Source organism: Rahnella selenatireducens, from assembly GCF_046449555.1.
Lineage (GTDB): Bacteria > Pseudomonadota > Gammaproteobacteria > Enterobacterales > Enterobacteriaceae > Rahnella > Rahnella selenatireducens.
Genome location: NZ_JBKEZJ010000004.1, coordinates 409,339 through 434,956 on the forward strand (window position 1 = coordinate 409,339; position 25,618 = coordinate 434,956).

Annotated in this window: 21 protein-coding genes; 10 read left to right on the forward strand and 11 right to left on the reverse strand. The window is 54.5% G+C overall.

Features of this window, described 5'->3' with window-relative positions:
* Window positions 1-99 precede the first annotated feature (99 nt).
* Window positions 100-756: a carbonate dehydratase gene (gene can, locus ACLBVC_RS09615; protein WP_152327650.1), complete on the reverse strand. Its 657-nt coding sequence runs from the start codon at window positions 754-756 to the stop codon at window positions 100-102.
* Between the two features lie 133 nt (window positions 757-889).
* Here can and ACLBVC_RS09620 point away from each other — a divergent pair, with 133 nt between their 5' ends.
* Together ACLBVC_RS09620 and ACLBVC_RS09625 are read left to right on the forward strand one after the other, a co-directional pair.
* Window positions 890-1,813 carry an ABC transporter ATP-binding protein gene (locus ACLBVC_RS09620; RefSeq protein WP_410149407.1) on the forward strand — a complete coding sequence of 308 codons (924 nt, stop codon included), beginning with the start codon at window positions 890-892 and terminating at the stop codon, window positions 1,811-1,813.
* The gene (locus ACLBVC_RS09625) at window positions 1,813-2,583 is read left to right on the forward strand and encodes an ABC transporter permease (protein WP_101075220.1); all 771 of its coding nucleotides are present in this window, start codon (window positions 1,813-1,815) and stop codon (window positions 2,581-2,583) included. The genes ACLBVC_RS09620 and ACLBVC_RS09625 overlap by 1 nt, the downstream gene beginning before the upstream one ends.
* A gap of 129 nt (window positions 2,584-2,712) precedes the next feature.
* On the opposite strand, the gene panD is transcribed toward ACLBVC_RS09625, so the two are convergent.
* From panD to panB, 3 genes are all read right to left on the reverse strand, one after another.
* The gene (panD, locus tag ACLBVC_RS09630) at window positions 2,713-3,093 is read right to left on the reverse strand and encodes an aspartate 1-decarboxylase (RefSeq protein WP_101075221.1); all 381 of its coding nucleotides are present in this window, start codon (window positions 3,091-3,093) and stop codon (window positions 2,713-2,715) included.
* 106 nt (window positions 3,094-3,199) lie between these two features.
* A complete protein-coding gene (gene panC, locus ACLBVC_RS09635; protein WP_410149408.1) occupies window positions 3,200-4,054 on the reverse strand; it encodes a pantoate--beta-alanine ligase in 855 nt (284 codons plus the stop codon).
* Window positions 4,055-4,068: 14 nt separating this feature from the next.
* Window positions 4,069-4,863: a 3-methyl-2-oxobutanoate hydroxymethyltransferase gene (gene panB / locus ACLBVC_RS09640; RefSeq protein ID WP_410149409.1), complete on the reverse strand. Its 795-nt coding sequence runs from the start codon at window positions 4,861-4,863 to the stop codon at window positions 4,069-4,071.
* Between the two features lie 158 nt (window positions 4,864-5,021).
* Between panB and qseB the strand changes: the two genes are divergently transcribed.
* Together qseB and qseC are read left to right on the forward strand one after the other, a co-directional pair.
* Window positions 5,022-5,699, forward strand: coding sequence for a quorum sensing response regulator transcription factor QseB (gene qseB / locus ACLBVC_RS09645; protein ID WP_410149410.1), 678 nt, complete (start codon window positions 5,022-5,024; stop codon window positions 5,697-5,699).
* 5 nt (window positions 5,700-5,704) lie between these two features.
* Window positions 5,705-7,063 (forward strand): quorum sensing histidine kinase QseC, encoded by a 1,359-nt coding sequence (gene qseC / locus ACLBVC_RS09650; RefSeq protein WP_410149439.1) that lies wholly within the window; start codon window positions 5,705-5,707, stop codon window positions 7,061-7,063.
* A 5-nt stretch (window positions 7,064-7,068) separates the two neighbouring features.
* On the opposite strand, the gene folK is transcribed toward qseC, so the two are convergent.
* The 6 genes from folK to thpR all read right to left on the reverse strand — a co-directional run bounded on the left by folK (window position 7,069) and on the right by thpR (window position 12,301).
* Entirely contained in the window at window positions 7,069-7,548 is a 480-nt protein-coding gene (folK, locus tag ACLBVC_RS09655; protein ID WP_410149411.1) for a 2-amino-4-hydroxy-6-hydroxymethyldihydropteridine diphosphokinase, read from the reverse strand.
* Window positions 7,545-8,870: a polynucleotide adenylyltransferase PcnB gene (gene pcnB, locus ACLBVC_RS09660; protein WP_410149440.1), complete on the reverse strand. Its 1,326-nt coding sequence runs from the start codon at window positions 8,868-8,870 to the stop codon at window positions 7,545-7,547. Before pcnB ends, folK begins: the two co-directional genes overlap by 4 nt.
* A gap of 516 nt (window positions 8,871-9,386) precedes the next feature.
* Window positions 9,387-10,253, reverse strand: a complete 867-nt coding sequence (gene gluQRS / locus ACLBVC_RS09665; RefSeq protein ID WP_410149412.1) for a tRNA glutamyl-Q(34) synthetase GluQRS — start codon at window positions 10,251-10,253, stop codon at window positions 9,387-9,389.
* A 62-nt stretch (window positions 10,254-10,315) separates the two neighbouring features.
* Entirely contained in the window at window positions 10,316-10,771 is a 456-nt protein-coding gene (dksA, locus tag ACLBVC_RS09670; RefSeq protein ID WP_095924702.1) for an RNA polymerase-binding protein DksA, read from the reverse strand.
* A 244-nt stretch (window positions 10,772-11,015) separates the two neighbouring features.
* Window positions 11,016-11,735, reverse strand: coding sequence for a DNA/RNA nuclease SfsA (gene sfsA, locus ACLBVC_RS09675; protein ID WP_410149413.1), 720 nt, complete (start codon window positions 11,733-11,735; stop codon window positions 11,016-11,018).
* 23 nt (window positions 11,736-11,758) lie between these two features.
* Window positions 11,759-12,301 (reverse strand): RNA 2',3'-cyclic phosphodiesterase, encoded by a 543-nt coding sequence (gene thpR / locus ACLBVC_RS09680; protein ID WP_410149414.1) that lies wholly within the window; start codon window positions 12,299-12,301, stop codon window positions 11,759-11,761.
* 93 nt (window positions 12,302-12,394) lie between these two features.
* Between thpR and hrpB the strand changes: the two genes are divergently transcribed.
* The 6 genes from hrpB (at window position 12,395) to fhuB (ending at window position 23,987) form a co-directional block, all read left to right on the forward strand.
* Window positions 12,395-14,839, forward strand: coding sequence for an ATP-dependent helicase HrpB (hrpB, locus tag ACLBVC_RS09685; RefSeq protein ID WP_410149441.1), 2,445 nt, complete (start codon window positions 12,395-12,397; stop codon window positions 14,837-14,839).
* Between the two features lie 214 nt (window positions 14,840-15,053).
* Window positions 15,054-17,684 (forward strand): bifunctional glycosyl transferase/transpeptidase, encoded by a 2,631-nt coding sequence (mrcB, locus tag ACLBVC_RS09690; RefSeq protein WP_410149415.1) that lies wholly within the window; start codon window positions 15,054-15,056, stop codon window positions 17,682-17,684.
* A 294-nt stretch (window positions 17,685-17,978) separates the two neighbouring features.
* Entirely contained in the window at window positions 17,979-20,207 is a 2,229-nt protein-coding gene (gene fhuA / locus ACLBVC_RS09695; protein WP_410149416.1) for a ferrichrome porin FhuA, read from the forward strand.
* 78 nt (window positions 20,208-20,285) lie between these two features.
* Window positions 20,286-21,098, forward strand: coding sequence for a Fe3+-hydroxamate ABC transporter ATP-binding protein FhuC (fhuC, locus tag ACLBVC_RS09700; protein WP_410149417.1), 813 nt, complete (start codon window positions 20,286-20,288; stop codon window positions 21,096-21,098).
* Window position 21,099: 1 nt separating this feature from the next.
* Complete coding sequence (gene fhuD / locus ACLBVC_RS09705) at window positions 21,100-22,002, forward strand: Fe(3+)-hydroxamate ABC transporter substrate-binding protein FhuD (RefSeq protein ID WP_410149418.1); 903 nt, start codon at window positions 21,100-21,102, stop codon at window positions 22,000-22,002.
* Complete coding sequence (gene fhuB, locus ACLBVC_RS09710; RefSeq protein ID WP_410149419.1) at window positions 21,999-23,987, forward strand: Fe(3+)-hydroxamate ABC transporter permease FhuB; 1,989 nt, start codon at window positions 21,999-22,001, stop codon at window positions 23,985-23,987. The genes fhuD and fhuB overlap by 4 nt, the downstream gene beginning before the upstream one ends.
* An 84-nt stretch (window positions 23,988-24,071) precedes the next feature.
* Here fhuB and ACLBVC_RS09715 read toward each other — a convergent pair whose 3' ends face one another.
* Window positions 24,072-25,085: a hypothetical protein gene (locus ACLBVC_RS09715; RefSeq protein ID WP_410149420.1), complete on the reverse strand. Its 1,014-nt coding sequence runs from the start codon at window positions 25,083-25,085 to the stop codon at window positions 24,072-24,074.
* Window positions 25,086-25,618 lie beyond the last annotated feature (533 nt).

Below are 25,618 nucleotides of genomic sequence, written 5' to 3' on the forward strand. Positions count from 1 at the left end.
TTATAGTGATCGCGTTGTAAGTGCAGGAAAAAAAAATGGTAAAAAAGGCACATTTTTGTGCCTTTTGTTTTTTGATTTTCTGTAGAGTGGGGCGGCTTGTTATTGCGGGTTGCCGTTCAGTAAGGCGGAGACGCCCTGACGGTAGCGCTGTTCCAGTGTTTCGCGGCTGGTGGCGTCGACTTCGAGATTGCGCAGTCGTCCGTCCTGAATGCCATACACCCAGCCGTGCAGGGTGACTTTCTGGCCGCGTTTCCAGGCTGATTGCATCACGGTGGAGTGGCCGAGGTTGTACACTTGTTCCACGACGTTCAGCTCACACAATTTATCGAGACGCTGATTCGGTGACAGTTCGCCCAGCAGGGAGCTGTGTTTGTACCAGATATCCCGGATATGCAATAACCAGTTATTAATCAAACCCAGTTCAGGGTTTTCAACCGCTGCCTGTACGCCACCGCAACCGTAGTGACCGCAAATGATGACGTGTTCCACTTCCAGTACGTCGATAGCATATTGCACAACGGACAGACAGTTGAGATCAGTATGGATAACCAGATTGGCGACGTTACGGTGAACAAACAGTTCGCCCGGTTCAAGCCCGGTCAATTGCTCAGCGGGAACGCGACTGTCGGAGCAACCGATCCACAGAAAACGGGGTTTTTGAGATTGGGAAAGTCGTTCAAAGAAGCCAGGATCCTCGTCGATCATGGTCTTGGACCAGTTGGCATTATTACTGATGAGCTTTTCTATATCATTCATTGAGGTTAATAGCCTGTAACGAGCCAACAGCGATGGAGTAATATAGGGCAATGCTCCGTCTTTTAAAACCGATTCAACATCTCCTTTTACGCATTCCTACAACAGGGTTTTCACAACAAGGTACGCTTCCTTTATGAATTATGCATTGGAACTGGAAAAGTTAACCAAAACTTACGCCGGTGGTGTACAGGCTTTGCGCGGTATCGATCTGCGCGTCGAAGTCGGCGATTTTTATGCCCTGCTGGGGCCAAACGGTGCGGGTAAATCGACGACCATCGGCATCATCAGCTCACTGGTGAACAAAACAGCCGGTAAGGTTCAGGTGTTCGGTTACGACATCGACAAAGACATCGTCAACGCCAAGCGTCAGCTCGGGCTGGTGCCACAGGAATTTAACTTCAACCCGTTTGAAACCGTGATGCAGGTTGTCGTCAACCAGGCCGGTTACTACGGCGTGCCACGTCCGCTGGCGCTTCAGCGTGCCGAAAAATATCTGACCCAGCTGGATCTGTGGGGCAAGCGCAATGAGCGCTCCCGCATGCTTTCCGGCGGCATGAAGCGTCGTCTGATGATTGCCCGTGCGCTGATGCACGAACCGAAACTGCTGATCCTCGACGAACCGACAGCCGGTGTGGATATCGAACTGCGTCGCTCTATGTGGGGTTTCCTGAAAGAGCTGAACGCGCAGGGCACGACCATCATTCTGACCACGCACTATCTGGAAGAAGCCGAAATGCTGTGCCGCAATATCGGCATTATTCAGGGCGGCGAACTGGTGGAAAATACCAGCATGAAAGCGCTGTTATCCAAGCTGAAATCCGAAACCTTTATTCTGGATCTCGGGACGAAAAGCCCGCTGCCGGTGCTGGAAGGCTATCGCAGCCAGCTTACGGATACGTCAACGCTGGAAGTGGAAGTCATGCGCGAACAGGGCCTGAACTCGCTGTTCAGCCAGCTGAGCAAGCAGGGCGTGCAGGTATTGAGTATGCGTAACAAAGCTAACCGTCTGGAAGAGCTGTTTGTCACGCTGGTGAACGGCAGCGGAGAAAAGAAATAATGTCGCAACTGTATTGGATCGCACTTAAAAGTATCTGGATGAAAGAGATCAACCGGTTTGGCCGGATCTGGATCCAAACGCTGGTTCCGCCGGTGATCACCATGACGCTTTATTTCATCATCTTCGGCAACCTGATCGGCTCACAAATCGGCAGCATGCATGGGTTTACTTACATGCAGTTTATCGTGCCGGGCCTGATCATGATGGCGGTGATCACCAACTCCTACGCTAACGTGGCGTCGTCATTTTTCAGCGCCAAGTTCCAGCGCAACATTGAAGAGCTGCTGGTCGCCCCCGTGCCAACGCACGTCGTGATCGCCGGTTATGTCGGCGGTGGCGTGGCGCGCGGTATCTGCGTGGGGATTTTGGTCACCGCGATTTCGCTTTTCTTTGTGCCGCTGGTGATCCATTCCTGGTGGGTTATCGCGCTGACGCTGCTGCTGACCGCGATCCTGTTCTCGCTGGGCGGCCTGTTGAATGCGGTTTTTGCGACCACGTTCGATGACATCAGCCTGATCCCGACTTTTGTGCTGACTCCGCTGACCTATTTGGGCGGCGTGTTCTATTCACTGTCGCTGCTGCCGCCGATCTGGCAGGCGATCTCCAAGCTGAACCCGATCGTCTACATGATCAGCGGTTTCCGCTACGGATTCTTGGGGATCAGTGATGTTCCGCTGATCTTCACGATGAGCGTGCTGGTAGCGTTTATCGCGGTGTTTTATCTGCTGGCTTGGTATCTGATTGAGCGCGGACGCGGTCTGAGAAGTTAATTTTATTGCTCCTTCCCCTCTCACGAGGGGAAGGCTGGGATGGGATGTTGGTTTAACCAGATCAGCATAAACGACTGAGTTAGCCGCTAAACCCCCTCCCATCCTCCCCCTTCGCAGGGGGGCGTTTTATCAAGCCACCTGAACCGGCACGGCTTTCGCGGTGCGTTTCAGCTGGTTTTCACCTTCAAAATAAGCCACTTTCGGTTTGTGCTGGCGGGCATCAGCGTCAGACATCTGCACGTAAGAGCAGATGATCAGCAGATCGCCGACACAGGCGCAACGCGCCGCAGCGCCGTTAACCGAGATAATACGCGAACCACGTTCTGCCGCGATGGCGTAAGTTGAGAAACGCTGACCGTTATCAACGTTATAAATATCAATCGCTTCGTACTCTAAAATGCCTGAAGCATCGAGAAAGTCCTGGTCGATGGCGCAGGAACCTTCATAGTGCAAATCTGCCTGAGTCACGTGAACCCGGTGCAGTTTGCCTTGCAGCATAGTGCGGATCATCACATATACCTTTCTTGCGTAAAAAATCAGGGAACCCGCCGGGCGGAGATAATAAAATTCCGATATTTCCGGCGGCCAACATAGTTGCCGATTTGAGCTGCGCTGTCTACTGCGTCAGATCAACCTCTTGATTATCAATCAGCCGGGCTTTCCCTAACCATGCCGCCATCAGGATCACCGCGGAAGTGCTGTCGACGGACAATTCCTGCAAGGTTTTGGCATCACGAATAAACAACTCATCTGGCGTAAATCCGGCTTCCCGCAGTTGTTGCGCGGTTTCCTGCAACATCTCTTCAACGTGACGCTCGCCCTGGCTCAGACGCTCAGCCAGCGCGTTCATGATTTTGTTGAGCTGTGGGGCGAGTTTACGCTCTTCGGAGGTCAGATAACCATTGCGCGAACTCAGCGCCAGACCGTCTTTGGCGCGCACAATCGGTACGCCAATAATTTCAATGTCATAGCCCATGTCTTCCACCATCGTGCGCAGCAGCGCCAGTTGCTGGAAGTCTTTCTGGCCGAAACAGGCCACCTGAGGCTGCACCAGATTGAACAATTTGCTGACAATCGTCGATACACCACGGAAATGCCCCGGACGGCTCGCGCCTTCCAGAATGGTGGAAATCACCGGTACATCGACCTGCGTCTGCGTTGTCAGGCCTTTCGGATAAACCTCCGCCGGAGACGGGGCAAACACCAGATCCACGCCGCGCTTATTCAGCTTTTCGCAGTCTTCCTGCAAGGTGCGCGGATAACGCTCGAGATCGTCCGGGCGTTCGAACTGCATCGGGTTCACGAAAATACTCACCACCACCACATCGCCGCGGGCTTTCGCTTCTTCCACCAGCGTCATATGGCCTTCGTGCAAATTTCCCATGGTCGGCACCAGGGCAATACGTTTGTTATTCTTACGGAAATCGCGGATCTCGCGACGCAGCAGCGCCACGCTGTCAGTTATCAGCACACTTCTTCTCCCGATTATTTAAAGGAATGCTCTTCGCCCGGATACACGCCCTGCGCGACCTGATCGACATACAAACGCACCGCGCTGCGGATATCGCCCGCTTCTGCGAGGAAGTCTTTGGCAAATTTTGGCGTATGGCCGCCGGTAATGCCGAACGCGTCGTGCATTACCAGAATCTGTCCGTCGGTCACGTTACCGGCGCCGATGCCGATGACCGGGATGCTCAGTTCTTCGGTCACGCGGCGCGCCAGTTCAACGGGCACACATTCCAGTACCAGCAGCTGCGCGCCAGATTCTTCAAGCATCAGCGCATCTTTGATGAGCTGGTTCGCCGCCACTTCGTCGCGGCCCTGCACTTTGTAGCCACCAAAAATGTTCACCGATTGCGGCGTCAGGCCGAGATGACCGCACACCGGCACGGCGCGCTCGGTCAGCATTTTAACCGTATCGCACAGCCAGCTGCCGCCTTCGAGTTTCACCATATTGCCGCCGGCCCGCATCAGGATTGCCGCGCTTGCGAACGCCTGTTCAGGCGTGGCATAACTCATGAACGGAAGGTCTGCCAGCAATAAGGCGTGAGGTGCACCACGGCGCACGCAGCGAGTATGGTAAGCAATTTCCTCAACCGTCACCGGCAGCGTGGAATCCTGCCCCTGAACGACCATCCCGAGAGAGTCACCAATCAGCATGACGTTGATGCCCTGCTCAGCAAACAGCTGTGCAAAACTGGCGTCATACGCGGTAATGGTCGCAAATTTATGTTTTTCCTGCTTCCATTGGCGAAGCTGGCTGAGCGTTGTTGGTTTCATGAACACTTTCCTTTGAATAATTCATCGGATGAATATGATGCCAGTATTCTACTGTATGAGCCGAAATGCAGACAGCAAGATCAGCAACGGACTCGATGATCCAGGTCTTAAGAAGTGATTAAGAAGCTTCGCCTATAATGAAAAAAACGGAGGGAACCATGCGAATTCTATTGGTTGAAGACGACAAAATGATTGGCGACGGCATCAAAGCCGGGCTGACAAAATTGGGGTTTACGCTCGACTGGTTTACCGACGGGCTGACCGGCAAAGCCGCACTCGACAGCGCGCCGTACGATGCGGTGATCCTCGATTTAAGCCTGCCGGGAATCGACGGCATGGAGTTGCTGCGTGAATGGCGCAAGTCCGGTCGCGACACGCCGGTGCTGATCCTCACGGCGCGCGATGCGCTTGAACAGCGCGTCGGCGGGTTGCAGGCCGGGGCGGATGATTATCTGTGTAAGCCGTTTGCGCTGGTGGAAGTGGCTGCGCGTTTGCAGGCGCTGATCCGCCGCCGTCATGGCGTGGTTACGCCAAAAGTGACGCACGGCGCAGTGGAATTTGATCCGGCTGCCCGCAGCGTAATGCTTAATGGCGAAACCGTGACGCTCACGCCGCGTGAAGTCGCGGTGCTGGAGCTGTTTCTCAATAACAAAGGCCGCGTTCTAGCGCGCACCCTGATTCAGGAAAAACTGTACAACTGGGACGATGAGGTCAGCAGCAACGCGGTTGAAGTGCATATTCACCATCTTCGCAGCAAACTCGGCAAAAGCTTCATCCGTACCGTTCACGGCGTGGGTTATACGCTCGGCGATGCGCTGTCCGGGGAGAGTGCGTGAAGGAGCTGAAAAACCTGAGTCTGCGCCTCCGTCTGATCCTGCTATTTACTGTGCTGGCGCTGCTGACGTGGCTGATTGCCAGCGGCGTGGCGTGGCACCAGACCCGCAAACACATCAACGAGGTGTTTGATACCCAACAGATGTTATTCGCTAAACGTCTGGCCGCCACCGGTCTGGGCGACCGCCTGAATATGCAAAAAGACGCTGAGCTGCCCGATACCAAAAAGATGGTGCGCAAAGGTTCACGCGGCCATACCGATGACGATGCGCTGACGTTTGCCATTTTCAATCAGCAGGGCGACATGCTGCTCAACGACGGCGAAAACGGCAAACGTATCCGCTTCGACGGCAATACGCAGGGCTTTAAAGATGACGAGCTTAAAGGCGACCACGACGACTGGCGTATGGTGTGGCTGACGTCGCCGGACGGTCAATACCGCGTAGCCGTCGGGCAGGAAAACGATTACCGCAATGATATGGCCTGGAGTTTAGTCAGCGGCCAACTGACGCCGTGGCTGGCTTCGCTGCCGGTATTGCTGCTGGCGCTGATTGTGATGGTGACGCTTGAGCTTCGCCCGCTGCGCCGCGTGGCAGAAGGGTTGCGCCAGCGATCGCCGGAAGATGCGACGCCGATTGTCACGGATCGTTTACCCGGCGAAGTGTTGCCGCTGGCGAACGCGTTGAATTCTCTGTTTGACCGCACCAGTGAAATGCTGGTTCGCGAACGGCGGTTTACCTCCGATGCCGCGCACGAATTACGCAGCCCGCTGGCGGCATTGCGCGTGCAAACCGAAGTGGTGCAGCTGTCCGGTGACGACACCGAAATGCGCGAACATGCGCTGGAAAACCTGACCACCAGTATCGATCGCGCCACGCGGCTGGTGGATCAGTTGCTGACGCTGTCGAGGCTGGAAAGTTTTTCAGAACCTGAAGAACTGGAGATTATCGACTGGCCTTCGCTGCTGGCACAAAATCTGGCCGAGCAGGATTACCGTGCGCACAGCAAAGGCATCGAATTACGTTTTGAAGAGCAGGGCACACCACCACAAATGCGCGGGCAATCGCTTTTGCTTTCGCTGATGGTGCGTAATCTGCTGGATAACGCTATTCGTTATTCTCCGGCGGGGACCACAGTCTCGGTCACCCTGAATGCGCAGGGATTAAAAGTAGAGGATCAGGGACAGGGGATCACTGAAGATCATCTGGCGCGGCTGGGCGAGCGTTTTTACCGGCCACCAGGCCAGGAGCAAACCGGCAGCGGCCTGGGGATTTCGATCGTACAGAGGATCGCACAGTTGCATCACTTACGTGTGGTTTACAGGAACAAAGCAGAAAGTGGATTAGAAGTGCGGGTAAGTCGCTGAGCGGCTTACCATTTTGTCAGGCCATTTAGCTGAACGCGGGCCAGTATGCTTTGCAGCGTTTCGCCATCCGGGAACATCAGATCCGGAGCCAGATCCGCCAGCGGATACAGCATAAACTCGCGGTTCTTCATGTCGTAATGCGGCACAGTTAAACGCTCCGTATCGATCACCCGATCGCCATACATCAGCATATCCAGATCCAATGTCCGCGGGCCCCAACGTTCGGCTTTACGGACACGTCCCTGATTTTGCTCGATGGCTTGTGTGCAATCGAGCAGTTCTTCCGGCGGCAACAGCGTATCGAGCGACACGACGGCGTTCAGATAATCAGGCTGATCCTGCGGCCCCAGCGGTTTACTGCGGTAAAACGGAGAGACAGCTACAAAGCGGGTGCGCGGCAAATGCGCCAGCGCCTCCAGCGCGCAATTTACCTGGTCGAGAGGCCGTGAGAGATTGCTTCCCAGAGCCAGGTAAACGCGGATCATTGACCGCCGTCCTTGCGGGGAGCGCGTTTGCGCGGACGACGTGTACGCGTGCGGCGCGCAGGCGTTGCGTCGTCACCGAGCGTGCCGAGCATCGATTTCTGCGAGGCCGGTGTGGCTTCCTGGAATTCACCCCACCACTGCGCCAGACTTTGCAGTTCGCGATGCTGTTCAACTTCAGCGCGCAGAACCAGTAAATCGTAAGCGGCGCGGAACTTAGGATGTTCCATCAGCTTATGCGCACGCTTGCCCTGACGGCGGGACAGACGCAACTGCAATGCCCAGATGTCACGCACCAGCGTGGTAATACGTTTAGGAATGGCCAGCGTGCGACATTGTTCGTCAAGCACGTCGTTCATGGCCAGTGCGAAGGCGTCGTAATACGTCAGACCGCCTTCCTGCGCCAGTTTCTGAGCATGTTCAATCACCGGATACCACAACATTGCCGCGAACAAGAACGCCGGATTGACGCGCTGATCGTTCCGCAAACGGTAGTCGGTATTTTTCAGAACCTGCAACAGAATATGTTCCATCGGGCTGTCGCCATGCTCAGTAAACTGGCGGGCAATCAGCGGGAACAACGGCTGGAACAGCTGGTATTCACACAGCTTTTTGTACGTGGCATATCCGTAGCCGGCCTGCAACAATTTCAGCGATTCTTCGAACAGACGCGCAGGTGGAATTTCCTGTAGCAGGGTCGCCAGACGTGGGATCGGCTCGGCGGTTTCCGGGCTGATTTTCATGTCAAGTTTTGCAGCGAAACGCACCGCACGCAACATACGCACCGGGTCTTCGCGGTAGCGGGTTTCCGGATCACCAATCAGGCGAATGATGCCGTTTTCCAGGTCACGCAGGCCGCCGGTGTAATCGCGGACGGTGAAATCAGCCACGCCGTAATACAGGCTATTGATAGTGAAGTCGCGGCGTTGGGCATCGTCTTCAATCGTGCCAAAGATGTTGTCGCGCAGCAGCATGCCATTCTGGGCTTGCTGGGAAACGTTTTTATCGTCGGTTTCTTCGTACTGTTCGTGGTGACCACGGAATGTGGCGACCTCGATGATTTCCGGGCCAAACATTACGTGGGCCAAACGGAAACGGCGGCCAACCAGACGGCAGTTACGGAAAAGTTTGCGCACCTGATCCGGCGTTGCATTGGTCGTGATATCGAAATCTTTTGGCTTTTTATCCAGGAGTAAATCACGCACGCCACCGCCCACCAGGAAGGCTTCATAGCCAGACTTATTCAGGCGGTACAGGACTTTCAGGGCGTTTTCGCTGATGTCGCGACGGGAAATATTGTGATCATCACGGGGAATGATGGTCATCGCACGGGTTTCGCCCGCGTAATCAAATGACGGGCGTGGCTTCTGGACGTGCTCGGTACGAGGAGCGCGCTGTTCGCTGCGGTTGTCGGTACGTTCACCGCGATTGTCGTTACGTTCGCCACGCGGCTGATAAGGCGCAGAGCGACGGTTGTTGTTATTACGACGGTCGCCCCGGTTTGCGTTGTCATCCCGACGGCCACGGTTTTCGCGGCGTTGCTCGTTGTCACGACGTTCAGGATGGTTTGCCTTCACAGTGTTTTCAGCCACAGGAGACGGATCGCGACGGGAATTGTCCTCACGATTAACTTCTCCATGAAGTGCGGCTTCGTCATGAACAGCCTTTTCTTCACGAATGACTTTATCTTCACGGACCAGCACCTTACGGCAAAAATTGGCTACTCGGGTAAAAATGGTACACCTCGATAGTGACTGAAAAAATTGGCGTGACGCAAAAACAGCGGCTAATCATAGCTCACGATAGCCTCTTTGAGAATGCCGATGTCAGTTCAGCGGTGATTAAGCGCCCTGACGCGGTATCTCAGAGGGCGTCCAGTGCGTTGTCGCCCAGCGTAATAATAAAGGCAAAGTGTAATCCTGCCAGTTTTCCGGCAGCGTTTGGCCTAAAAATTTCAGTGCGTTAATGATAACTGGTCGCGGATCGCCTTCAGGCAGCGCCGGTGCATGATTTTGTTTGGAAAGCTTGTCGCCATTTTCATTCAATGCCAGTGGCAAATGCAGATATCCCGGTTGCGGATACCCCAGATGCCGGTAGAGCGAAATCTGGCGCACGGTCGGCTCGATAAGATCGGCTCCGCGCACAATATGATTTATGCCTTGAAAATGGTCATCGACGACCACCGCCAGATTGTAGGCAAACAGCCCGTCGCGACGGCGGATAATAAAATCTTCTTCGGCCAGCTGACAATCAGCCTGCAAATGCCCCTGAAAATCATCATCAAAACCATAAACCGGTAAGGTCTGATGCAGACGAATTGCCGCGTTTTCTGCGCCTAAATTCAGGTCACGACAGTGACCGTCGTAGATGCCGCCGGTTTGCGCTATGCGCTGGCGGGTACAGGTGCAGTAATAGCTTTTACGTTCCTGAAACAGCCTGTCCAGCACTTCGCGGTAGGCATCATGACGTTTGGATTGCCAGACGACGTCGCGGTCCCATTCCAGACCATAGCGTTCGAGCGTGGCCAGAATGCGGTCTGCGGAACCGGGAATTTCACGTGGCGGATCGATATCATCAATGCGAACCAGCCACTGGCCCTTTTGGGCGCGGGCATGCAGATAACTGCCGAGTGCGGCAATCAGCGAACCAAAATGGAGTTCACCGGAAGGTGAAGGCGCGAAACGGCCCGTGTATTGATTTTCTGGCATAAGAATGGGGTCGTGCTTTTAAAGGGAACGCGGTGCATGACGCACCGCGTGGAACCCGGGACTTAGCCAGCCATCTGCTTTTCGCGGATTTCTGCCAGAGTCTTACAGTCGATACACAAGTCAGCAGTCGGACGTGCTTCAAGACGGCGGATGCCAATCTCAACGCCACAGGAATCGCAATAACCGAAATCCTCGTCTTCCACTTTTTTCAGTGTTTTTTCAATCTTTTTGATCAGCTTACGTTCACGGTCACGGTTACGCAGTTCGAGGCTGAATTCTTCTTCCTGAGCGGCACGGTCGACCGGATCAGGGAAGTTTGCAGCTTCATCCTGCATGTGTGTAACGGTACGATCTACTTCATCCCTGAGCTGATTGCGCCATGCTTCAAGAATCTTTTTGAAGTGAGCCAGCTGAGCGTCGTTCATGTACTCTTCGCCCGGCTTCTCTTGATACGGCTGCACCCCAGCGATAGCGAGAATGCTCAAGGACGACGTCTTACGGGTTTGGCCTTCTTGCATGATGCTTCTCCTACATAACACGCACTATGTTCATCCACCTTAACGTTTACAGATTTTCTGCAAATGAACGGCTTCGAACATTTCGATCCCCAACGGGGGAAAAAATCAGGCCGCTATAAATAACAGAAGGCAACGAGGTTGGCAATTATTCCTGACAGGTGCTTGACAAGCCTGTGAGGAAAAGCGTATTCGCGACCTGTATTTATGCCGCCGACGGCTAATAACAGGGTTATCCGAACTGGGTTTATCCGTTTAATGATTTCGTGACCAGCGGTAATCGTTCTGTGAGGCGGATACCCTCAGCAGAAAGTGCGGCACCGTAGCACATCACTTCTACACCTTTTTTCTGAACCTGCGTCAGTAATTCTGTGTAACGGGGATCAATATGGTGTGCAGCAGACACGCTTTCAATGCCTGAATGTAAAACAGCGAAGAAAAGTACCGCTCGCTGCCCCTGTTCTGCCATCGACTGTAACTCGCGCAAATGCTTCTGGCCGCGCAGCGTGACTGCATCCGGGAAGAATCCCTGACCTTCGTGCAGCAGCGTGACAGATTTCACTTCAATATAGCAGTCAGGTTGATTTTCTGCCTGTAACATCAAGTCTATACGGCTATTTTCGGTGCCGTATTTTACTTCTGCCGATAAATTACTGTAACCGGATAATTCCGGTATGCGACCGGCTTCTATTGCCTCGCGCGCCAGCTGATTTGCCCGCAGTGTATTCACGCAAATCCAGTGATGTTGCTGCGTTTCGGTCAGTTCCCAGCTGTGGGCATATTTACGTTTGGCGTTATCAGACGTGGAATACCAGACGGTATCCCCCGGCGTGGCGCAGCCGGTCATTGCGCCGGTGTTAGCGCAGTGCAGCGTGAGTTCACGGCCATCGGGGGTGATCACGTCAGCGAGAAAACGTTTGTAACGTTTGATCAGGGTCGCGGGTTGAAGCGCTGGCTCGAAATGCATGAGAGTTTCCGTATAAAAGAGGTTCAGGTGGCCGGAGTTTCAGCCAGAGGCCAGCTTTGCAGACAGCGGTAACGGGTACGCCCGCGTTCGTAAGTCGATTCGTACAGACTGAATGCTTCGGCGTCCAGCCGCCAGTTGGGCGTGGCGGGCGGAATGGCTACCGGCCGCGTGGCGCTGCGGTACAACGACACGTGCGGATGAAACGGCAGCGCACTTTGGTGGCAGCCGTTGCGCGCGGCGTGAGAACGCAGCACCGAAGCCAGTTGCAGCAGCGCGTTGGGCGCGCGTTTCGTGCCAATCCAGACTACGCCGGAACCCGGCCAGTGACCGATATCGTCCAGGCACAGGCTGAATTTCTGTGCCTGAATACGTCCGGCAATGCGGGTCAGCGCGTCGGCTTTGAGTTCACTGATTTCACCCAGAAACGCCAGAGTAATGTGCAGGTTTGCCGCCGTGACGGGGCGGCCGGTGTCTTGCGGAAAATGATCGGCACGCCATTTAATGACCTGCTTTTGTAACTTTGCAGGTAACGCTAAGGCGAAAAACAGGCGGCGCTCGACAGACATATTCATTCCTGGTTGAAAAAATCACGACATACCGGATCTGGCGCTAAATGCTACAATGCCCGCCGTTTAAAGTTAACTCTCATGGAGCATTCATTGTCTTCTTTGCCGGTCAGCGCCGTACTTGAACCGCTTTTAATCGCACTTAAGCAGGCACCGCAAGTGTTACTGCTCGCGCCGACCGGTGCCGGTAAATCGACCTGGCTGCCGTTGCAGTTACTCAAACAGGGTAATCTGCCGGGGAAAATCCTGTTGCTGGAACCGCGTCGTCTGGCGGCAAAAAATGTCGCTTTCCGTCTGGCGCAGCAGCTGGGCGAAACGCCGGGGCAAACCGTCGGTTACCGTATGCGCGCCGAAAGCAAAACCAGCGCGGCGACGCGGCTTGAAGTCGTGACCGAAGGCATTCTCACCCGCATGGTGCAGGCAGATCCTGAACTGACCGGCGTTTCGCTGGTGATCCTCGATGAATTCCATGAGCGCAGTTTGCAGGCTGATCTGGCTCTGGCGCTGTTGCTCGACGTACAAAATGCGCTGCGCGATGATCTGAAACTGCTGATTATGTCCGCGACGCTCGATAATCTACGTTTATCGCCGCTGCTGCCCGACGCACCGGTGATCGTCTCCGAAGGCCGCAGTTTTCCGGTTGACCGGCAGTATCTTTCCCTCGCCACCCACGAAAGGCTGGACGAAGGCGTAGCCCGCGTGGTCAGCCGCCTGATGAGTGAAAATCACGGCTCGATGCTGCTGTTTTTACCCGGCGTTACTGAAATTACCCGCGTGCAAAATCTGCTTTCGGGCAAGGTGGCAGAAGAGGTCGATCTCTGTCCGTTGTACGGTGCGCTGTCTTTAGAACAGCAGCAAAAAGCCATTCAGCCTTCACCCGCCGGGCGTCGCAAAATCGTGCTGGCGACCAATATTGCGGAAACCAGCCTGACCATTGAAGGCATCCGGCTGGTGGTCGACAGCGGTCTGGAACGCAGCGCACAGTTTGACCCGCGCAGCGGCCTGACGCGGCTGATCACTCAGCGTATCAGTCAGGCGTCCATGACCCAGCGCGCAGGCCGCGCAGGGCGTCTGGAGCCTGGATTGTGCTGGCATCTGTTCAGCAAAGAGCAGGCGGAACGCGCAAGTGCGCAGGCCGAAGCGGAAATTCTGCAAAGCGATCTGAGCAGTTTCTGGCTGGAGTTGTTGCAGTGGGGTTGTCAGGATCCGGCGCAGCTTCAGTGGCTCGACGCACCACCCGCGGCGGCGTTGTCGGCGGCAAAACACCTTTTATATCAGCTTGGTGCGACCGACGTGCAGGGCAAACTTACCGCTACCGGGCAGCGTATGGCGCAACTCGGCTGTGAGCCCCGGCTGGCGGCGATGTTGATTTCTGCGGCGCAGCAAAGCCCGGATGCGCTGGCGACGGCAACGCTGCTGGCGGCCATGCTCGAAGAACCGCCGCGCGGCGGACTGCCGGATATTGATTACTGGTTCAGCCGTCCACAGGGCAATTGGCAGCGCCGCGCAAAACAGCTGGTGCAGCGCACCGGGGGGAAAAGCGGCGATGCCGATGCGTCTCTCGCGCCGTGGCTACTGGCGCGCGCATTCAGCGACCGTATCGCCCAGCGACGCGGCGAAGATGGCCGTTATCTGCTGGCGAACGGGCTGGGTGCGTCTTTGCCGCAGGACGACGGGTTAACCCGCGCGCCGTGGCTGGTCGCGCCGCAATTATTACAGGGCAACAACAGCCCGGATGCCCGAATATTGCTGGCGATTTCGCTGGATATCACACAACTGCCTGCGCGGCTGCCGGACGTCGTAAAAGAGCAGACAGCGGTTGAATGGGATGAAGAGAAGGGCACGCTGCGCGCGTGGCGGCGCTGGCAAGTCGGGCGTCTGGTGCTGAAGGCGAATCCTTTGGCGAAACCGGAAGATGCCGAGCTGCAACAGGCGTTGATCGACTGGATCCGCACACAAGGTTTGCAGGCGCTGACCTGGTCGGTGGCCGCCGAACAATTGCGGTTGCGCCTCACCTGTGCGGCCAAATGGCTGCCGGAAGCTGACTGGCCAGCAATGGATGACGACTCCCTGCTCGGCGGGCTGGAAAGCTGGTTACAGCCTTCTTTACAGGGTGTGCGTTCCTTAAAATCGCTGCAACAGGTTGATCTGCATGATGCCTTATTAAGGCTTTGTGACTGGCAACAGCGTCAGCGTCTTGACGCCGCTTTACCGACGCATTACACCGTCCCGACTGGCAGTCGCCTGCCGATCCGCTATCATGCAGACCAGCCACCGGCGCTTTCGGTGCGGATGCAGGAAATGTTTGGCGAGGAACGCAGCCCGGTAGTGGCTGAAGGGCGTGTAAACGTGGTGCTGGAATTACTGTCTCCGGCGCAGCGACCCTTGCAAATCACCGCCGATCTCGCGGCGTTCTGGCAGGGTTCGTACCGCGAAGTGCAGAAAGAAATGAAAGGGCGTTACCCGAAACACCCGTGGCCGGATAACCCGGCGGAGGCCGCGCCAACACGGCGAACCAAGAAGTATTCCGCGCAATAAGCGTGGCGACGAAATTGTTCAGGAAAGGTCGTTTTTTTTCAGACCTTTCTTCTGGAAGTTAACCAAAGCCGGGCACAGAGTAAGCGCCTTGCAGCCCGCGTTGCGGGTTAAAAAAGTATCCGTTTGAATCAACTATGAAAATGACTCCGCTAAACAGAATCATTATGCAGAATAACTTTATGACGAACACAGCAGTACGTGGGGAGAATGACTGATGTCTGGCGATGATCGCGAGCCTATTGGCCGTAAAGGTAAACCCGCGCGGCGTAAGCCTGCGCGGACTCGTCCGGTTCGCCGCAGCCGTCGGGATGACGACTACGACGAATATGAAGAAGAGGAACTCGATGACGAGTATGAGGATGAAGATGATTACGAAGAAGAACGGGGATCGCGCATGAGCCGCAAATCACCGCCGCGCAAAGCGAAAAAAGGCGGCAAGAAGAGCCTGAAACGCCGTATTTTCTGGCTGCTGGTCAAGCTGTTCATCGTCTTTGCCATTCTGCTGGGCATTTACGCGGTCTATCTGAACCGTGAAATCCACAGCCGCATCGACGGCGGTAAAGTCTGGCAATTGCCGGCGGCCGTCTATGGTCGTCAGGTGAACCTTGAGCCTGATATGTCTATCAGTAAAGCTGAAATGGTCGGTCTGCTGGAAGGCACGCAATATCGCGAAGTGACGCGCATCACCCGTCCGGGCGAATTTACCGTTCACGCGAATTACATTGATCTACTGCGCCGTCCGTTTGATTTCCCGGAAGGCAAAGAAGGGCAGGTTAACGCGCGTCTGATGTTTGATGGCAACAGCCTGTCAGAAATTAAAAATCTGGATAATCAGCGTGATTTCGGGCTGTTCCGTCTGGATCCGCGTCTGATCACCATGTTGCAGGCGTCCAATGCTAACGGCGAACAGCGTCTGTTCGTGCCGCGTTCTGGCTTCCCGGACTTGCTGGTTGATACCTTGCTGGCAACGGAAGACCGCCATTTCTACGAGCACGACGGGATTAACTTCTATTCCATCGGTCGTGCGGTGGTGGCAAACCTGACAGCCGGTCATGCGGTGCAGGGCGGTTCTACGCTGACCCAGCAGTTGGTCAAAAACCTGTTCCTGACCAACGAACGCTCGCTGAGCCGTAAGGCGCGTGAAGCCGTGATGGCGGTCTTGCTCGACGCCGATTACAGCAAAGATCGCATACTTGAGCTGTATCTGAACGAAGTGTATCTCGGCCAGAGTGGTTCCGATCAGATCCGCGGTTTCCCGCTGGCGAGCCTGTACTACTTTGGACGTCCGGTGAACGAACTGAGCCTCGATCAGCAGGCATTACTGGTCGGTATGGTGAAAGGCGCATCGCTGTACAACCCGTGGCGTAACCCGGCGATGGCGTTGCAACGTCGCAATCTGGTGCTGCGTTTGCTGGTCGATCAGAAAGTTATCGATCAGGAATTGTATGACATGCTGAGCGCGCGTCCGCTAGGCGTACAGCCAAAAGGCGGGGTGATTTCACCGCAGCCTGCGTTCATGCAGATGGTGCGTCAGGAATTGCAGGCCAAGCTGGGCGATAAAGTTCAGGACATGTCCGGGGTGAAAATTTTCACCACGCTGGATCCGATTTCTCAGGATGCGGCGGAAAAAGCGGTTGAGGAAGGCATTCCGTTACTTCGCAAGAAAAGCGGCCTGAACGACATTGAAACCGCGATGGTGATTGTTGACCGTTATACCGGTGAAGTGCGTGCGATGGTCGGCGGGGCGGAAACGCAGTTTGCCGGTTTCAACCGCGCCATGCAGGCGCGCCGCCAGGTCGGTTCTCTGGCTAAACCGGCGACCTATCTGACTGCGCTGTCGCAGCCGGATAAATACCGCCTGAACACCATTCTTGCCGACCAGCCGCTGAACCTGAAACTGGCGAACGGCCAGATCTGGTCACCGAAAAACGATGACCATCAGTTCCGTGGTCAGGTTCTGCTGGTGGATGCGCTGGCGCGTTCCATGAACGTTCCGACGGTTAACCTCGGGATGGCGGTCGGCCTCGACAACATCACCAAAACGCTGATTGATTTGGGGATCCCGAAAGAATCCCTGAACCAGACGCCGTCGATGCTGCTGGGTGCGATTGCACTGACGCCGATGGAAGTGGCGCAGGAATACCAGACCATTGCCAGCGGCGGTAACAAAGCGCCGTTGTCGGCAGTGCGTTCGGTGATTGCGGAAGATGGCACAGTCTTGTACCAGAGCTTCCCGCAGGCGGTGCGTGTGATCCCTTCTCAGGCCGCTTATCTGACATTGTACGCCATGCAGCAGGTGGTGCAGGAAGGGACATCGCGCGCGCTGGCGAACAAATTCCCGAAACTGCATCTGGCCGCGAAAACCGGGACATCGAACGAACTGCGTGACAGCTGGTTTGCCGGTATCGACGGCAATCAGGTGGCGATCACCTGGGTTGGCCGCGATAACAACGGCCCGTCTAAGCTGTGGGGTTCTACCGGTGCGCTGGTTCTGTATGGCCGCTATCTGGAAAATGGCACGCCTCAGCCTCTGGATCTGCAAATGCCTGAAGGCATCAGCCCGATGAATATCGACAGCGCGGGTAACTTTGTGTGTGGCGGCGGGGGCGGCATGCTGGGCGGTGGCACCGTGCGTTCCATTCCGGTGTGGACGGATTCACCGGATGCTATGTGCCAGGCTTCTGTTTCTGCCGTTCAGCAGCAGCAACAACAACAGCAGATCCAGCAGCAACAGCAGCAACAACAACAACAGCCTCAGGGACAGCAACCTCAGGCGCAGGACGAGAAGAAAGACAGCAACGGTGTTGCAGGTTGGATCAAGGACATGTTCGGTTCCGGCCAGTAACAAATTGTTGATTTCAGAAACATTAAAGGGCGCGATGAGAATCGCGCCCTTTTTAATTGTTATTCTTAACTCAAATTCACCTGTCGTGTTTTACATTCCCGCCAGGTCTTTCACAACTCATTCCGTATAATTCATAGGCGTTTTTACCCATGTTTAACATGGGGATACTTTTTATTCATTCAGCCAATCTATGAGTCAAATAGGCTTGCAGAGCCCCGCGCAATGCGCATATTATGCGACGGTCATAATAATAATTATCGTTTACATTCCCATTACCACTCCAGAGATAATGCAATGGCTTCTCAATGCTCGCTTTTAAACCCAGTCCAAAAAGGCGTATTTAAGCGTCGGACGCTCGCGTTAACCATTACCGCCGTTCTGGGCTCCACCGCGTTTTACGCAGGTGCGGCAACCACAGCAACCGCAAAAGAAGACACGATTAATGTTACCAGTTCGGCGTCTGCGCAAGCCGGGCAGGAATCAGCATGGGGCCCTGCGGCGACCATCGCGGCAAAACACAGTGCGACCGGGACTAAAACCGATACGCCATTGGTGAAAACCCCGCAGTCCATTTCCGTGGTGACTCGTGAAGAAATGGACATGAAACAGCCTGTGACGGTGAAAGAAGCGCTGGGTTATACGCCGGGTGTCTTCGCCAGCCGTGGCAGCTCTAACACTATCGATGCGATGGCAATCCGTGGCTTCACCTCTGTGAATACCAACCAGTATCTCGACGGTATCAAACTTCAGGGTGATAACTATTCTGAAGTGTCGATGGATCCGTACATGCTTGAGCGTGTTGAACTGCTGCGCGGGCCGTCTTCCGTTTTGTACGGTAAAAGCAACCCGGGCGGCGTGGTCAGCATGGTCAGCAAGCGCCCGACCACTGAACCGCTGAAAGAAGTGCAGTTCAAAATGGGTACAGACAATCTGTACCAGACCGGGTTTGATTTCAGCGATGCCATCGACGATGCGGGCGTGTATTCCTACCGTCTGACCGGCGTCGCGCGCAGTCAGGATGCGCAGCAGGAAATGGCAAAAGAGAAACGCTATTCGATTGCGCCGTCTTTCTCATGGCGTCCTGATGATAAAACTGATTTCACCTTCCTGAGCAATTTCCAGAACGATCCGGATGCGGGTTACTACGGATGGTTGCCACGTGAAGGCACCGTTGTGCCGTATTACGACGCCAACGGTAAAGCGCATAAATTGCCGACAGATTTCAACGAAGGTGAAGCGGGTAACCGCATGTCCCGCAACCAGAAAATGGTCGGTTACAGCTTCGCACATCAGTTTGATGATACCTGGACGGTGCGCCAGAACTTGCGTTACACCAAACTCGATACCGAATATAAATCTGTTTACGGCTTTGGTTATCTTGGTAACGGCAATATCACGCGCAGCTACGTTCAGTCCAAAGAGAAGCTGGCAAACTTTGATGTTGATACGCAGGCTCAGGCCAAATTCGGTACTGGTGATGTTGATCACACCCTGTTGGCAGGCGTCGATTACATGCGTATGCGTAACGATATTGACGCGGATTACGGCAGCGCAAGTAATCTGAATCTGGCGAATCCGCAATATGGTAACGGCAACGTTTCACTGTACTTCCCGTATATACTCCTCAATCGTCAGGAACAAACGGGTCTGTACGTGCAGGATCAGGCGGAATGGAATAAGTGGATCCTGACCCTTGGCGGTCGTTACGACTTTGCGAAAAGCTCAACCTTTACCCGTACTACTAACAGCGCGTCGCAGATCAACGATGAGCAGTTCACCTGGCGTGGCGGTCTGAACTACCTGTTCGACAACGGTATTTCTCCGTACTTCAGCTACAGCGAATCCTTTGAACCGACTGCCGGAGCGACCAAAGAAGGGAAACCGTTCGATCCTTCAATGGGCAAACAGTACGAAGCCGGGATCAAATACATTCCGAACGATCGTCCGATCAGCCTGACCGCAGCGGTATACCAGCTGACAAAAGACAAAAACCTGACGGCCAATCCTGCTGATGGCGCCTTTAGCGTTCAGTCTGGTGAAATACGTTCGCGTGGTGTGGAACTCGAAGCCAAAGCCGCGATTAACGCCAACATCAACGTGACGGCGTCCTACACCTACACAGATGCAAAATACACGCATGACACCAATTTCGAAGGCAAGCGTCCTGTTGAAGTGCCGGCCAATATGGCCTCACTCTGGGCAGATTACACCTTCCATGAAACGGCGCTTAGCGGCCTGACTGTCGGCTCCGGTGTGCGTTATGTTGGTGCCAGCTCCAGCTTTTACACAACGAACGGTGTGAATAAGGACAAAGCGAATGAAGCATTCAATGTCTCTTCTTACACACTGGTGGACGCCACAGTGAAATACGATCTGGGCCGTTTTGGCCTGCCGGGTTCTTCCGTGGGCGTGAACATCAACAACTTGCTGGATCGTGAGTACGTTGCCAGTTGCTACCGCGATTACGCCTGTTACTGGGGTTCAGATCGCCAGGTTGTGGCAACAGCAACCTTCCGTTTCTAAAAGTTTTAAGCCATTAAATCCGGGCACGCTGGTCGTGCCCGTTTCCTGTTTACTTCCAGACGTCACGTAGAAAATCTTATGCCTGATAACAACGTACACCCGTCTTCATCGCTGCCTGACAGCGTCTTTCGCCTGCAAGAAGTCAGCTTTTCAGTGCCGGGGCGAACGTTGCTCGCACCGCTGTCGCTGACCTTCCCGCTGGGGAAAGTGTGCGGGCTGATTGGCCATAACGGCTCCGGGAAATCAACGTTGTTAAAAATGCTGGGGCGGCATCAACCGGCGACGTCCGGAACGATTTACCTGAACGAAACGCAGCTGGCCCGGTGGGACAGCAAAGCGTTTGCGCGTCAGGTGGCGTATCTGCCGCAGCAACTTCCGGCCGCAGAAGGCATGACGGTGCAGGAACTGGTGGCGATCGGCCGCTATCCGTGGCACGGCGCGCTGGGGCGTTTTAAACATCAGGACAAAGAAAAAGTCGAAGAAGCGATTGCGCTGGTGGGCCTGAAACCCTTCGCCCAGCGTCTGGTTGACAGCCTCTCCGGCGGCGAGCGTCAGCGCGCATGGCTGGCGATGATGGTCGCACAGGACAGCCGTTGCCTGTTGCTCGACGAACCGACTTCCGCGCTGGATATCGCGCATCAGAAAGATGTGCTGGCGCTGATCCAGCGCCTGAGCCGTGAGAAAGGCTTAACCGTGATCGCTGTATTGCATGACCTGAATATGGCAGCGCGCTATTGCGATGAGCTCATGGCATTGCGCGGCGGCGAGATGATCGCGCAGGGCGCGCCGGAAGACATGATGCGCGGTGATGTTCTCGAACAAATTTATGGTATTCCGATGGGCATTCTTCCGCATCCTGCGGGCGGTGCGCCGGTGAGCTTCGTTTACTGATATGTCTGATATTCAACGTTATTCAGGGCTGACGCGTCGCCGGGTTTTACAGATGATGGCGCTGTCCCCGTTACTGACTTCCCTGCCAGCGCTGTCTGCCTCGCGCCCTGATCTGAGCCGCATTGTTACCCTCGAATGGTTACCTACCGAGCTGCTGATTGCGCTCGGCGTGATGCCGCTGGCGATTGCTGATATTCCCAATTACAACCTGTGGGTGGCGGAACCGCCGCTGGCGCCCGGTGTAATCGATGTCGGCCAGCGCACCGAGCCCAACATGGAGCTTATCCAGCAACTGAAACCTTCTTTGTTACTGATAACACAAGGTTATGGCCCGGACACCCAACAGCTGGAAACCATCGCGCCAGTGCTGGGTGTGAAAGCCAATGACGGCAGCGCAAAGCCGATGCAGCTGGCGATCAAATCGCTGCATAAACTGGCGGATACGCTCGGGTTGCAGGATCGCGCCGAACAGCATTTGCAGGTTTATAACGACGCCATTGCGAAAACGCGTGAGCTGATGAAACCGGTCGCGCAGCAACCGGTTCTGCTGATGACCTTTATCGATCCGCGCCACGTTCTGGTGTTTGGTCAGGGCAGCATGTTCCATGAAATCATGGGCGATGTCGGGCTGACCAACGCGTGGGGCGGCGAAGGCAGTTTCTGGGGCAGCGTGTCGGTAGGCGTTGAGCGCCTGACCCGCATTAAAAATGCCCGCGTGCTGTGCTTTGATCACGGCAGCGCTGACATCATGGACGCGGTTGCCAAAACGCCGCTGTGGAAATCGATGCCTTTCGTCCGTTCAAATCAGTTCAGCGTTGTCCCCGCCGTCTGGTTCTACGGCGCAACGTTCAGCGCCATGCATTTCTGTAAAATCCTGAACAGTACACTGGGGAAACCGGTATGAACCGCCGCTCACTCAGCGTTTCGCTGATCCTTCTTTTGATACTGGCGCTGGCGGCCGGTGCGCTCAGTATTTACAACCTGCACCAGCAATTGCCTTATCATTTATGGCGCGGCGCGCTCTGGCAGCCGGACATCGACGATGTTCAGCAGATGCTTTTCCATTACAGCTCACTGCCGCGTATCGCCGTCGCGCTGCTGGCCGGTGCCGGTCTGGGGCTGGCCGGTTTGTTGTTCCAGCAGGTATTACGTAATCCGCTGGCCGAACCCGCGACGCTGGGGGTTTCGGCGGGCGCGCAGCTCGGTCTGACGATCGCCACACTCTGGGCGCTGCCGGGCGGCATGATCACGCAGCAGTTTGCCGCGATGATTGGCGCTGTCGTCATCGGCGGGCTGGTGTTCGGGATCGCCTGGGGAAAACGCATGTCGCCGGTGACGCTGATCCTCGCCGGTCTGGTACTCGGCCTTTACTGCGGCGCGGTGAATGGCCTGCTCGGGATCTTCAACTATCAGAGCCTGCAAAGCCTGTATATGTGGAGCAGCGGTTCGCTGACGCAGCAGGACTGGGACGTCGCAACGTTTTTACTTCCGCGTGTGATTATCGTCTGGCTGCTGGCGTTCCTGTTACAGCGCCCGATGACGCTGCTCGGGCTGGATGACGGCGTCGCGAAAAACCTCGGTCTGGGGCTGTCGGCGGCGCGTCTGGCGGTGCTGGCGCTGGCGATCCTGATGAGTGCGCAGCTGGTCAACGCCGTCGGGATTATCGGTTTTATCGGCCTGTTTGCGCCGCTTCTGGCGAAAATGCTCGGCGCACGTCGCCTGACTGCCCGTCTGGTGATGGCTCCGCTGATTGGCGCATTGCTGCTGTGGTTCACCGATCAGGTGATGCAGTACGTGACGCAAATCTGGATGGAAATCCCGACCGGTGCCGCGACCGCGTTAGTCGGTGCGCCGCTGCTGCTTTGGCTGCTGCCGCGTCTGCGAAACAGCATGACGCCGCCGCCGATGAATCAGGGCGACAATGTGTCCAACGAACGTCACCATCTGGTGCGTTGGATTGCGCTGGCTTTACTGGTGCTTCTCGCCGGTCTGGTGGTAACGCTGATGGTCGGTCGCAATGCGACAGGCTGGAACTGGGCAACGGGCGGTGATCTACAGGCGTTATTGCCGTGGCGGTTACCGCGCGTGCTGGCAGCGCTGGCGGCGGGAGTTATGCTGGCGTCTTCCGGCGTACTGATCCAGAAACTGACCGGTAACGCGATGGCGAGCCCGGAAGTGCTGGGGATCAGCTCCGGTGCGGCGACCGGCGTCGTGGTGATGATGTTTATCGTTCCCGGTGATGCGTTTGTGTGGCTGCTGCCTGCGGGCAGTGCCGGTGCGGCGTTAACGTTACTGGTGATTATGGCCGCCTCCGGCCTGCGCAGTTTCTCGGCGGAACGGATGTTGCTGACCGGCATTGCGCTGAGTACCGCTTTCACTACGCTGATGACGCTGCTGCTGGCCAGCGGCGATCCGCGTATGGGCGGTTTGCTGACCTGGCTTTCCGGTTCGACCTATTCAGTGACTGCGCCGATGGCGTGGCGAACGCTGGCGCTGGCCGCCGTGCTGATGGTCATCGTGCCGTTCTGCCGCCGCTGGATAAACATCTTGCCGCTCGGCAGCGTGACCGCGAAATCTGTCGGGCTGGCGCTGACGCCAACGCGTGTGGCGATCCTGCTGCTGGCCGCCGTGATGACGGCTGCCGCAACGCTGACCGTCGGGCCGCTGAGTTTTGTCGGGCTGATGGCACCGCATATGGCGCGCATGATGGGATTCCGCCGCGCCGTTCCGCAGTGGATGGTGGCGAGTATTCTCGGCGGTCTGCTTATGGTCTTCGCCGACTGGTGTGGTCGTATGGTGATCTTTCCGAACCAGATCCCTGCAGGTTTGCTCGCGACCTTTATCGGCGCGCCGTACTTTATCTATCTGCTGAGAAAGCAGGCGAGTTAAGGTGTTTTGCCAATAGAAAAGGGGCCAGATTGCCCCTTTTTGCTGTGGGGATAAAGAATTCAATTTTCACTTATCAGTGAACGTTTAAATTACTACGACGAATTTTCCATCAATCAGAGAAAATATCGGCGCGAAGCTTATTGAATATGCCTCACCATCTTCGTTATAAAAATACGTTAACGGGGAGTACGTGGGGATAGATTTATTATACAATTGAACCATTCTGCCTTTATTCATGACCCGGACAGCATAGTCCTCCCAGTTTATTTTTCCAATTTTGGCCTTGCCATTTTCAATCTCATCTTTCGTGAATTGTGATTCCAAAATATCATCTTCGTTATCCCCCATTGTCCTTGACCATGCATCAAGTGAAATTTTGTATAATTTTTTAATTTTAGATCTGTCCTGGTCATTTATTGCCTCAGCAAATTCTGAATAGGCCATTTGTAATTTCTGAATCTGTTCCTCTGATCCTGTGAATGGAGTAGCATTGACCCAAGCCCATGTTGGGAGTCCATGAACCTTAATTTTTCTTGTGAACTGGAATATCTCCATTCCTTTCGGGAATCTATAAGTCTTATAAGATTTGGCCCTGATATGTCCGATTTCTGATTGTTCTGCCAGAATTTTATTGTAGTTTAAATATTTTTTATCGTCTTCATTTTCATTGGTAATGAGTGACTGAGGGATTCCCTCTTTATCTATTGAGATGTTTATTGAAGTGATTATTGTTTCTTTTTGGTTTTCGAATTTTATGACATCCAATTTACAACTTGCTTCCGGTTTGAATGTTGCACGTGTCTTATTGTCGATGTCTTCTTGAGAAAACCAGGCCAGAGCACCGATTTCAAGAGTAACATCATTCTCGCCATTTTCTAACATAAGCAATGAGTTTGTACTGGATGAACCCATACCTCTACCCTGCATTGAAGATGTACGATTATCTGAGCTGACGACGTCGTTGGTCTTAATGGTGCAAAATGCATACTTAATATCGAACACGCTACGAATTTTAAAAGGGATTTCATTAGCAAGAACATTTGTCATTGTAATACTTCCTGTTAATATGGTTAACGCTATTTTGTAGAATAATCTCATGTCATCCTCAGTGATTTTTACAGTTGGTGGATTCCGTTGTAACCGTAAGGCTTATCATCTTTTTTATTGTTATTTGGATTAGATCCCATTGCCCAGGGTTCTGCGTGAACAGGTACTGTTATCGTGGGTTGTGGAACAGAATGAACCTTCCCGTATAAGTTTATTCTTAAAGGCGAGTCACTTGCTTTTAGCGGAGCCGCTAATAGCCATTCTTTTTTTATTTTTTCTCCTGCCTGTTGTTCTTCTTTATCACCTCTTTAAGCCCTAAAATCTGCTACAAACTCGAAATAGCCCTTTATTCCATCATGATATCCAGCCAAATCAAGCCCGTCATCATGTTGATCCAGTTCGAACCCTGCCGCGGTAGCAAGTTTTCCGGACGTATTAAGTGCTATGTCAGCCCAAAACACTTCCATCTTAAATGCGGCACTGATGACGCCTTCCAGGCCTAATTTAAGCTGATTACCTTTGAGAATATTAAAAGACCACTCATTTTCTTTTTTACTGTAAGCTGCACCAATATTGATATTTAC